This window comes from Streptomyces sp. MBT65 (genome assembly GCF_016612545.1).
GTDB lineage: Bacteria > Actinomycetota > Actinomycetes > Streptomycetales > Streptomycetaceae > Streptomyces.
In genome coordinates this window covers 24,778-35,555 of record NZ_JAENRY010000075.1, presented here as the reverse complement: position 1 = coordinate 35,555, position 10,778 = coordinate 24,778, and the positions used below count along the sequence as shown (strand labels likewise).

8 protein-coding genes are annotated in these 10,778 nt (G+C 73.4%); all 8 read right to left on the bottom strand.

Annotated features, from left to right (window positions below; genetic code table 11):
• Positions 1–1,299, bottom strand: a 1,299-nt coding sequence (locus JHN63_RS18865) for an ATP-grasp domain-containing protein (protein ID WP_200682251.1), incomplete at its 3' end; no start/stop codon positions are given.
• 10 nt (positions 1,300–1,309) lie between these two features.
• Entirely contained in the window at positions 1,310–2,062 is a 753-nt protein-coding gene (locus JHN63_RS18860; RefSeq protein WP_200682250.1) for a GNAT family N-acetyltransferase, read from the bottom strand.
• A 32-nt stretch (positions 2,063–2,094) separates the two neighbouring features.
• Complete coding sequence (locus JHN63_RS18855; protein ID WP_200682249.1) at positions 2,095–3,420, bottom strand: MFS transporter; 1,326 nt, start codon at positions 3,418–3,420, stop codon at positions 2,095–2,097.
• Positions 3,417–4,355, bottom strand: coding sequence for an SAM-dependent methyltransferase (locus JHN63_RS18850; protein WP_200682248.1), 939 nt, complete (start codon positions 4,353–4,355; stop codon positions 3,417–3,419). Before JHN63_RS18850 ends, JHN63_RS18855 begins: the two co-directional genes overlap by 4 nt.
• On the bottom strand, positions 4,292–4,603 hold the full coding sequence (locus JHN63_RS18845; RefSeq protein WP_200682247.1) for a hypothetical protein: 312 nt from the start codon (positions 4,601–4,603) through the stop codon (positions 4,292–4,294). The genes JHN63_RS18850 and JHN63_RS18845 overlap by 64 nt, the downstream gene beginning before the upstream one ends.
• Before the next feature lie 43 nt (positions 4,604–4,646).
• Positions 4,647–5,957, bottom strand: a complete 1,311-nt coding sequence (locus JHN63_RS18840; RefSeq protein ID WP_200682246.1) for a hypothetical protein — start codon at positions 5,955–5,957, stop codon at positions 4,647–4,649.
• A gap of 6 nt (positions 5,958–5,963) precedes the next feature.
• Complete coding sequence (locus JHN63_RS18835) at positions 5,964–10,451, bottom strand: non-ribosomal peptide synthetase (protein WP_200682245.1); 4,488 nt, start codon at positions 10,449–10,451, stop codon at positions 5,964–5,966.
• Positions 10,448–10,717: a phosphopantetheine-binding protein gene (locus tag JHN63_RS18830; RefSeq protein ID WP_200682244.1), complete on the bottom strand. Its 270-nt coding sequence runs from the start codon at positions 10,715–10,717 to the stop codon at positions 10,448–10,450. The genes JHN63_RS18835 and JHN63_RS18830 overlap by 4 nt, the downstream gene beginning before the upstream one ends.
• Positions 10,718–10,778 lie beyond the last annotated feature (61 nt).

Genomic DNA, 10,778 nt, shown 5'->3' with positions numbered 1-10,778 from the left:
GTCGGAGGGTGGGCGGGCGCCGAGCTCGTGGGCGCGCAGGCTGTGTTCGCCGAGGTCCGTGGGAGCGCGGGCGAAGGTGTAGGTGAGCGCGTCGAGGGCTTGGTCGAGCACGTCGACCATCTCGGCGTGGGTGGCGGCGATTCCCCACAGGACCGCCAACTCGCCGCTGGCGACGCCCGGTTCGACGAGGGTGCCGGGCCGCACCCGGGTCTCGTAGCCGTCGAGGCCGGGCAGGGCGAGTGCGTCGGCGACCCCGTGCACGTGGGTCAGCAGACCGCCGTCGGCGGGTGTCGGCACGGCACGCGCGAACACCACCCGGTCCTGCGGTACCCAGGTCGTGGGCGCGGGTCCGCCGAGCGCGAGCCCGGCCGCCAGGGCCACCGGGTCCAGCCCGCCGGCGAGCCGCCCGAGCCCGGCCTGGAAGCCGCCCAGGCGTCCGTTGACCTCGATCAGCCTCGGGCCGTCGGCCGTCAGCTTGACCTCGGTGTGGGTGACGCCCGTACGCACACCGAGCGCGCTGACCGCGCGGCCGGCGAGGTCGGCCACGGCAGCCCGCTCGTCGGCCGCGAGCGGGGCCGGCCAGTAGTGCCCGACCTCCCGGAAGGGCGGCGCCAGCGGGAACTTGCCGGTGACCGCCCAGTGCGTGACTCGGCCCTCGACGACCGCGCTCTCGACGGAGACATGGTCGCCGAAAGGCGCGCGGTCCACTCCTGCCAGGTACTCCTCCAGGACGAGGGCCCCCTCGCCACCGGGGCCCGCCAGCAGACGCTCGGCGAGCGCGGAGCCGGTGGCCGCGTCGCGCACCAGGTGGGTGTTGCGGCTGCCCTCGCCGCGCGCCGGCTTGAGGACGGCCGGGAGACCGACCGCGGCGAGCGCGGGCACCCAGTCCCCGGGGGTGCGCAACAGCGCCGTGCGGACCGGGTCCACGCCCCGCTCGCGCAGCCTGCGCCGCTGCTCGTACTTGTCCGTCAGCAGCCGTACGGTCGCCGCGTCGTGATACGGCAGCCCGAGCCGCGCCGCGAGTTCCGCCGTCACGGCCAGCCTGCGCTCGCTGTAGGTGAGCACGGCGGCCGGACGGTGCGCGCGCAGCCGTGCCGCGGCCTCGTCGAGATCGGCCGGGTGGTCCCCGGCGACCGGGACCACGGCTGTCAAATCCTGGAGCAGCGGGGCGAGTTGCTCGGTGTGGGCCGAGCGGCACACGGCGAGGACGACGTCTCCGAGCGGTTCCAGCCGGTCCACGATGTCCGAGGGCGCGACGGAACCGAAGTCGTAGACGACGGCGATCACGGGGCGAGGCATACCGGGTTCCTCAGACGTCGATGTGGTCGGGGTCGGCCGCGAAGCGCACGCCGGAGAGGACGGATGCCAGGGCGGGCGCGGCAGTTGGCGCCGGGCTCGCGGGTGTGTCCTGGTCCCCGGGTGCGTCCGCGGCGCCGAACATGGCGAGCACCGGCGTCAACCCTCCTATTTCTGCCGAAATCTGACGCTTCGTCAGCCAGGTGTCCCGGTCGAGCCGGTAGCGATCGCTGACGACCCGCTCGCCGCGTACGGCGTTGACCTGCGCGCCGTCCTGGGTGAAGCCGAACTTCCGGCACACGGCCTGCGAGCCCTCATTGCCACGCCGTACGACGGAGAAGGCGTCCTGCGCGCCCAGCCCGGCGAAGGCGAGCTCCAGGGACGCGGCGCGGGCGTGGCCGCCGAGGCCGAGTCCCTGGTGACGCAGGCCGAGCCAGGAGGTGAGGAGCACCTCGCGGGTCGCCGCGAAGTCCCGTGCGCCGAGCGACTGGGAGCCGACGACCTCGCCGTCGTGCACCACCACCAGGTACAGAGTCCAGTCCGCGGGACTCCAGTTGGCCATGGCGTTCCAGTGGCGTTGCAGGACGCGGCGGGCGACGGTGGCCGGATCGCCGTCCGTCCACTGCGAGAAGAAGGGCATGAAGCCCGGCCTGTGCACGCCCGTGGCGCCCAGCTCGGCGAGCGCGTCCAGGTCCTGCGGGGTGGGCCAGCGAAGTTCGACGAGGGGGGTGCGCACGGTGATGTCGCTCAACGGCCAGTGCCGCATGACGGATACCTCCTGGTTCCGGTGGTCGGTGGTCATGGGGTCGCGGCCACGGCGGCGGAGTCGAGCGCGGTCCCGGCGTCGGCACCGCTCTCCTCCGGTTCTGGTTCCGGGTCCGGCAGGTCGGCGGCCTTCGGCAGGACGCGGCGCAGGGCCGGTCCCACCACGGCCACGGCCGCACTGGCGGCGACCAGCAGGACGACCAGCGGCAGCCCGTGGGCGAAGGGCAGAGCGAGTCCGGCGAGCAGCGGGCCCGCCACCGAGCCGGTGGAGACGGCGACCGACAGCATGGCGTTGACCCGGCCGCGGGCGCGCTCGTCGGCGAGGTCGTTCAACAGCGCGGTGACGACGGGGAAGACCAGCGCCTCGCCCACCGACAACAGCAGGACACCGGCCATGGCCAGTACGGTCGCCGCGGTTCCGTGCTGGCGTCCGGCGACCAGCACGAGGGCCCAGGCCGCCGCCCAGAGGACGCCGGTCACGCCGAGCACGGTGCTGCGCCGTACCCGCTGCACCCGCTCGCCGAGCAGGACTTGGGTGAGAACGGCGACCACGATGTTCACGGCGAACGTGCCCGAGAGCCCCTCGGCGCCGACCGCCCCGCCGGCCGTGAGATAGCCGGGCAGGCCGCTCCTGAGCTGCCCGTACGACACCAGCGAGCACAGCGTGAGGGTGGCCAGCAGCACCGCGAGGGAGCGCTGGCCCAGCACCTCCCGGTACCCTACCGAGCCCTCTGCCGCCTTCTTGGCCCCGCCGCTGCGCTCGATGCGGGGCAGCAGCAGGAGGAAGGCGGCGCCCGCCATCAGGAAGGTGGCGCCGTCGGCGACGTACAGGGCCATGAACCGGGCCGCGCGCGATCCGGGCCCCGAGGCTGCGGCCACACCGCCGACGAGAACGCCCAGGCCGGTCATCGCGTTGAACACCGCGTAGTCGGCGGAGAAGGCGAGGCCGCGCTCGCGGGCTGTGGCGGCACCTGCGTACAGGTAGCGCATGACGGTGCCCACGCCGCTGATGCCGAGGCCGTAGACGACCGCCGCGGTCAGCGCCAGCGGTGCCGTCGTGGCGACCGCATACAGGGCGGTGCCCACTCCGGCCACGCCCATGACCAGCGTGACGACCGGCCGGGGCGCGACGCGGTCGAGCACGGCTCCCCAGACGAGGCCGCCGGCCACCGCGGTCGCCGCCTGCACGGCGAGGGTGGCGGCGGGGACCCAGGACGCGAGACCGCGGACCTGGCTCAGATAGATCCACAGGAACGGCAGAACCAGGCCGCCGCCGAAGGAGTTGACCGCGTTGACGGCGAGCACCGCCCGGGTGCGGGGGGAGAACTCCCGCACCACCGCGAACGGGTTGGCGCTCATCGGGCCTCCAGCACGTACAGCCACGAGTGCGGGGTGCCGAACGCGACCGTGCGCACGGGGTGCAGGTCGGCCGCCGCGAACAGCTCCTCGTACGTCTCCTTGGTGTGCAGCGGAACGCCCATCAGCGCGTGCGCGAGTTCGTAGCCGAGGGAGAACACCGGCAGGGTGGCGGAGTCCTCGGCACCGGGGCGGAGCATCGTGTCGGCGAGTACGAAGGTGCGGGCGGCCGGGAACGCCTCGCGCAGCCGGGTGAACAGCTCGGGCCGGGTCTTGGGGTCGGCGAGCAGGTCGTGCAGCAGGAAGAAGCTCATCACCGTGTCCACCTCGGCGATGGCGTCGCGATGGGCGTCCCGGTGGCAGACGTCGAGGACATCGGCCTGGACCGCCCTGACCCGATCCTCAAGTCCCGCGTCGGCGATGGTGCGTTGGCCGAGCTCGGTGGCCGGTCCGCTGATGTCCAGGCCCAGGCCGCGGGTGCCGGGGCGGCCGCCGACGACCCGGCTGACCCGGGCCGAGATACCGCTGCCGAGGTCGGCGATGGTGTGGAAGTCGACGCCTCGCAGGACGTCGTCGAGAGTGCCGGCCATGAAGGAGCGGTCGTTCTGCCCCGAGCCGAGGGCGACCATCGCCTCGTCGCGCAGCAGGTCGACTCCGAACGTGGCCTCGCCGGTGGCCAGTTGGGCCGCGCCGGAGAAGAGGCCGCTGTATCCGCCGACCGCCCAGGTGAAGTAGCCGCGCATCCGGACGGTCTCGCGTCCCGCGTCGGTGAGGACCGCGGTGTCGCCGCCGTGTGCGGCTGACTGCGCCTGGCGGACGACGGCGACACCGCGGTCCTCACCGACGCGGGACGCGAGACCGTCCGGATGCGCGGCTACTTCACCTGGGCGGTCGGCGGCGCAGCCTCGCCGTCGTCCGCCAGGCGCAGCCAGCCGCACACGGCGGCGGCCCGCAGTACCTCGCGGACGACGCGCTCGCGCACCGCGGGCCCGGCCGAGCGGATGAACTCCGGTACGTCCAGGGTCTGTTGCTCGGCCAGTCGGTCCAGGACGCCGAGCCGGTCCAGGGTGTGGACGACGGTCGCGGCGACATAGCCGTTGAACGCCTGGTCGACTCCGATCGGGGCGGGAGCGGTGCCGTACCAGTCGGCGGGCAGGGCGCTGGGTGGGGTGTGCAGGAGTGTCATCGTGATCCGATCTGCCGTGGATGCGGGCGGGTTCGGGGTGAGGTCAGGCGGGTTGGGTTTGCGGTGGCCGGGTGACGGCGCCGAGAAGAGCGGTGAGTTCGTCGAGAAGCGACCGCGGGTCGGCCGTGGTGGTGAGCGGTTCGTAGACGGCCAGGGCCAGCGCCCAGTGCGCGGGCCCGCCGCGCAGGCAACAGCGCACCAGGGGCTCGTCGCGCAGCCGCATCGGCTGCCGGGCCGCGTCGAGCACCGCCTCGCGCAGCTCCTCGGGGCCGCCGTCCGGATCGTCGGCGATGCGGACGGGCCAGGCGGTGGCGTCGGGCAGGACGCGGGCCTGCCAGCGGCCGCCGGGTTCGCTGAACACGGTGCGCAGGGTCGGGTGCCGGCGCTGGAGTTCGGCGAACGCCTCCCGCAGAACCTCGGGCGCCGGCGGCTCACCTCCTCGGACGTCGGCCACCGCCGCGTTGTGGTCCCCTGAAGAGCCGTGCCGCACCAAGTCGTAGAACAGCCAGCGCTGTTCGTACGGCGTCAGCGACCGGTACGGCGCGGCGCCGACGGTCGCGGGTTCACCGGGTCCGCGGCGGCGGAAGGGGTGCCCGGGCAGGCGAACGCGGCTGCCGGGCCGGCCGAGGGTGGTGTCGACGTCGTAGCCGAGGCACCACAACTGGGCGAGCAGGTGCGCGGGCGAATCGGGGTCGGCGGGGTCGAGGCCGAGCGGACCCGATGCTCCGATCCGCACCATCGGTACGGCGGGTACGGCGTCCGTACCGGCCGGTGCGTCGGCGTCCACGGTGAACGGGGCGGACTCGGTTTCGGCGGTCTCGGGGAGGCCGGCGGCCGTGCGCAGGGCGTCGGCGAGGGAGTGTTTCTCGCGGAAGGCGGCTGCGGCGATGGCTCCGATCCCGGTGCCGTGCACGGCTCGGGGGATGACGAGGCGGGCGCGCAGCCACTGTGCCAGCCCGTACTGCACGGCGATGGTCCGTGCGGTGTCCGTGTCGCCGTGCTCGGTCGCCAGGCGCAGGGCCTCGGTGACCTCGGGGAGATCGACGGGGTCACCTGTGAGGGGTGTTCCGTCGAGCAGGAGCAGGGGGCCGTCGCCCGGAGCGCGTGCGGGGGAGGGCTCGGCCGCCTTCTTCTCCCGTAGCAGGAGCGCGAGTTCGGCGGGTGACGTGCCGACCACGGCATCCCGGCAGGCGAAGCGTTCCCGGCCGGTCGCCAGGGTCAGGGCGACGTCGTCCAGATCGGCGTCCGGCGTGAACTCCAGCCATGCGGCGAGGTTCTCGCGCAGTTCGGCCAGTGCCTCGGCGTCACGGGCGGACAGTGCCAGGACGCGCGGAAGGTTCTTCGGTGCGGTCACCGTGGGTCACATCCCTTTCGGCCGGGGGAAGCGGGTGGGCGACGGGACGGCCGTCTGCTGCACCACGATGTGTGCGTTGGTGCCGCCCACGCCGAAGGAGCTGACGCCTGCCGTGCGTGGTCTGCCGGCCTCCTCGGCCCAGGGACGGCCCTCGCTCAGGAGGGTCAATCGCGAGGCGGGGCCGCTCAGTTCGTCGATGGGGTCGCCGACGTTCGGGGTGCCCGGGAGCCGGCCGTGGTGCACGGCGAGCACGGCCTTGATGAAGCCGGCGATGCCTGCCGCGGTGTTGCAGTGCCCGATCGACGCCTTGACGGAGCCGACGGCCACGGGCGGTCCGTCCGGCCCGAGGGCGTCGGTCAGGGCGGTCGCCTCGATGGCGTCGCCGAGCCGGGTGCCGGTGCCGTGCGCCTCCACGAAGCCGACGTCGGCGCCGCTGACACCCGCGGCGGCGAGCGCGTCGCGGATGACGCGGGCCTGGCCCTCGACGCCGGGTGCCGAATAGCCGATGCGGGCCTTGCCGTCGTTGTTGACGGCACTGCCGCGGATGACGGCGTACACGGGGTCGCCGTCCCGCTCGGCGTCGGCCAGGCGGCGCAGCAGGACCGCTCCGGCGCCGAAGCCGCCGACCGTGCCGGACGCCTTCTGGTCGAAGGGGCGGCACACGCCGTCGTTCGCGTAGAGGAAGCCGGGGCGGTAGCGGTAGCTGCCGTCGAAGGCCGGGTCGAGGGAGACCGCGCCGGCGAGGGCGTAGTCGCTGCTGTGGGTGAGCAGGCTGCGGCAGGCCAGGTGGACCGCGTACAGGCCGGTGGAGCAGGCGGTGTCGAGCATGAGGGCCTCGCCCCACAGGTCGTGGAGGTAGGCGAAGCGGGAGGCGACGAACGTGGGGTCCGCGTTGACGACGTCGTCGACGCGGGCCTCGGGGTCGGTGTCGACGACCTTGGCGCAGCCGGCGTAGAGGCTGGTGCGGGAAGCGATCTCGGAGAGCCGGAGGGAGGCGTCCTCCACAGCGGACCACAGCGCTTCGTGCAGCACACCCTGCTGGGGGTCGCCGTTGCTGAGGTCGTCCTCGCTGAAGCCGAGGAAGTCGGCGTCGTAGTGCGAGCCTTCGGCGCACATGCCCCACCGCGCCACCCGCCGCTGTCCGTCCGGCAGTTCTGTGACGACTGGGCCGGGGCCCTCGGCGAAGCTGTCGCGGTCCTGACGCAGGTTGTCCCAGAAGGCGGTCAGGTCGGACGCGCCGGCGAAACGGGCGGCCATGCCGACGACGGCGATCGCGTCGTCGCCTCCCCGTGTCGGCCGGGCCGTGGATCTCGCGGCGGACCGGCTCACGGCGCCGGGTCGGACAGAGTCGGGCGAAGCGGGGGCGGGCCGGGCGCCGGCCTCGTCGCCGCCGAGCAGCCGGGTCTGGGCGCGGACCGTGGTGTGCCGCAGCAGATCGCCGATGGAGAGGCGGGTACCGGTGGCCCGGCGCAGCGCGGCCTGGAGCCGGACGAGCAGCAGTGAATGTCCGCCCACGTCGAAGAAGTTGTCGTCGGGGCCGAAGGCCCGTCCACCGAGGATCTCGCCCCACACGTCGTGCACCACCGTGTGCAGGCCGACCGCGGGCGTCGCGGATACGGGTGCGGCGGGCAGGGGTTCCGCCGGGGCCGGTGCGGAGGTGTTCCCGGGCTGCGGCAGGCGGGCCCGGTCGATCTTCCCGTTGGGGGTGAGCGGGAGTTCGTCCAGGGACAGGAGGTGGGTCGGGACGGCGAAGGCGGGCAGGCTCGCCCTCAGGTGGCGCATCACCTCCGGGTGGCTGCCGGGCCGCGCGAGCACGGCGTAGCCGACGATCTCCTTCTCGTCGCGGTCGTTGCGGCGGCTGGTGACGAAAGCGGCCGTGACGTCAGGGTGCGCGCGCAGCACCGATTCGACCTCGCCCAGCTCGACCCGCTGGCTCCTGATCTTGATCTGGTTGTCCTGCCGCCCGATGAACTCCAGTTGACCGTCGGCGGTGCGCCGCACCCGGTCGCCGGTGCGGTAGAGCCTGCCGCCGGTCCCGGTGCCGAAGGGGTCGGCGCAGAACCGCGCTTCGGTGAGCGCCGGATCTCCGAGGTAGCCGAGTGCGACACCGGACCCGCCCAGGACCAACTCGCCCGGCATGTACGGCGGGGCGGGCACCAGCGTGCCCTCGAAGACGATGTGGACGTGGGTGCCGGGGACGGCATCACCGATGGGGAGGGTGCGGGCACCCTCCGGCACCTCCTCGATGGCGCACCAGGTGGAGGTGAACGAGTTCTCCGTGGGGCCGTAGCTGTGCAGCAGCGTGCCGGGGCGGGCCCAGCGCAGCGCCTTGCGTAGATGGGGCACCGACACGAGCTCGCCGCCGAAGTACACCCGACGCAGGGTCTGCAGCAGGTCGGGGGCGTCCTCGATGATGCGGTTGAGGAGCGGGGTGGTGACCAGCATTGTGGTCACGCCCAGTTCACGGACGGCGGTGCGCAGGGCCGGCGGGTCGAGGACGAGTGCCTTGTCCAGGACGGCGAGCCGGGCTCCATGGGTGAGGGCGCCCCAGATCTCGTACGTGGCGCCGTCGAAGTTCAGCGGGGAGAGGTGGGAGACGGTGTCGTCGGGGCCGAGCGGCAGGAAGTCCGGCTGGTGCATCAGGCGGGTCACGCCGCCGTGGTGCAGCAGGACTCCCTTGGGGCGGCCGGTGGAGCCGGAGGTGTACAGGACGTTGAGCACACTGTCCGCGGTGAAGGCCACGGCGGGCGGATCGACGGGCAGCTCCGCGGCGGCCGTGGAGATGTCCCGCATGCTGTGTACCGCCGGGCCGTCCGGCGTCGCACCGGCCGCCGCGGACTCGGCGATGACGAGGCGGGGACGGGCATCCCCCAGGACCAACTCCAGCCGGGCCCGCGGCTGTTCGGGGTCGAGCGGCAGATAGGCGGCTCCCGCCATGGCGACGGCGAGCATCGCTGTCACGGTGTGCGCGCCGGGACGCAGCAGCAGCGCGACCAGGTCCCCGTCCTCCACACCGGCTTCGTCGCGAAGCCAGTGGGCGGCACGGGCCGCGTCCTCGACCAGCGCGCGGTAGGTGAGGGTGTGCTCACCGTGCACGACGGCGATGGAGTCGGGAGCGCGGCGGGCTTCGCGCAGGACCAGCTCGGGCACGCTCGCGAAGGCGGGGGCCGCGCTCTCCGCCTCGGCTGCTCCGTCGCCGGCGGTCGTCGGCGTCAGTGCGGCTAGCAGCTCGCCACACCGGGCGCCGGGCCGGTCGGCGTCGGTGAGCAGTGCGTCCAGCTGACGGACCAGGAGATCCGCTGTGACCGCGGTGTACAGACCGGCGTCGTAGTCGATCCGCAGTACGAGCCGGTCGGGGTACTCCTGGACGGCGAGGGCGAGGTCGTACTTGGCGGACGCCGTGTCCAGGGGCAGCACCCGCACGGTCGCGCCCGGCACTTCCTGTGCCGCGTCCGAGCGCGGCTGGTGCAGGAACACGGCACGGTACGCGGGTGCCTGAGCCGGAGTGGGCGGCCCGCTCACCGCGAGCGCCTCCATGGAGTCGAGTAGCTGCTCACCCAACTTCTGTGCGTGCAGGCCGAATTCGTCGTCGGGCAGCAGCCGGGTGCGGACCGGCAGCACCCTGGTGAACAGGCCGACCGCGTCCTCGGTGCCGGGTACGTGGCGTCCGGCGAACGGCATCCCGAGAACGCCGTCGTTCTCCGCGGACCAGGCGTGCAGCAGCAGGCTCCATGCGGAGAGCAGCACGGTGGCCGGTGAGACCGATGCGCGGACGGCGATCTCCCGTACGGCGGCGAGCCGTTCGGCGGGCAGTGTGCGCTCGGCCCAGGCCGCCGCTCCCCGCAGCCGGTCTTCGGGGCGTACGAGATCGGGCAGCGGACCGAGCGTGACCGGCTCGCCGACGAGCAGCTCCCGCCAGTAGGGGGCACGGTCGTCGAGAACCTCGACACCGGGATCGTCGGCCGTCGGTGAGGGACCGTCGGCCAGGGGCGTCCCGGCCGGAGCGGTCCCGTCGGCGTGGGCTCGATACGTGTCGAGGAGACCGGCCGCCAGGACGTCCATGGTGCGTCCGTCGGCGACCATGTGATGCACCGTCAGTACGAGGAGCGCGCCGTCGTCGTGGCGCAGCAGGTCGGCTCGGATCAGGGGCGCGCTGCCCGGGTCGAGCGGGCGCTGCGCCGCCCGGAGGGCCTCCGCGCGGGCCGCAGCGGAACGGCAGGAACCGGACAGCTTCGTGACGCCGAGCGGGATCGGCGCGGACGGCTCGGGATGGAACCGCAGGTCCCCGTCCTCGGAGTCGACACGGCCGGCCAGTACGGGGTGCCGGCCCAGGAGGCCGTCCAGAGCCGACCGCAGGGCGACGAGGTCGATGTCGCCGAGGAACTCCAGTGCCACCGGCACGTTGTAGCGGCCCGACTCCGGTTCGCAGCGGTCCGCGAGCCAGATCTCCGTCTGCGCGGCCGAGACCGGAAAACCGCTGAGGGCGCCGTTCACGTCTGGTCCTTCGAAGTGTCGGCCGCGAGCACGTCGGCGAGTCCGCGCACGGTGGGGCTGCGGAAGAACACCCGCACCGGGATCCGCCGGTCCAGCGCCGTACTGAGGTCCCTGACCACCTGGAGGGCACCCAGAGAGTGGCCGCCGAGCCGGAAGAAGTTGTCCTCGTCGGTGAACTCTTCGTGGCCAAGGGCTTCGGCCCAGGCCCGGTGCACCAGTGCGGTGAGTTCGCTGGTGTCGTGTGTCGCGGATTCGGTCGCCGTCACAGCAGTCGTGTCCTTTCGTTCTTCGCCGGGTCGTGGGCCGCGCGGGCAGGGATGCTCACGC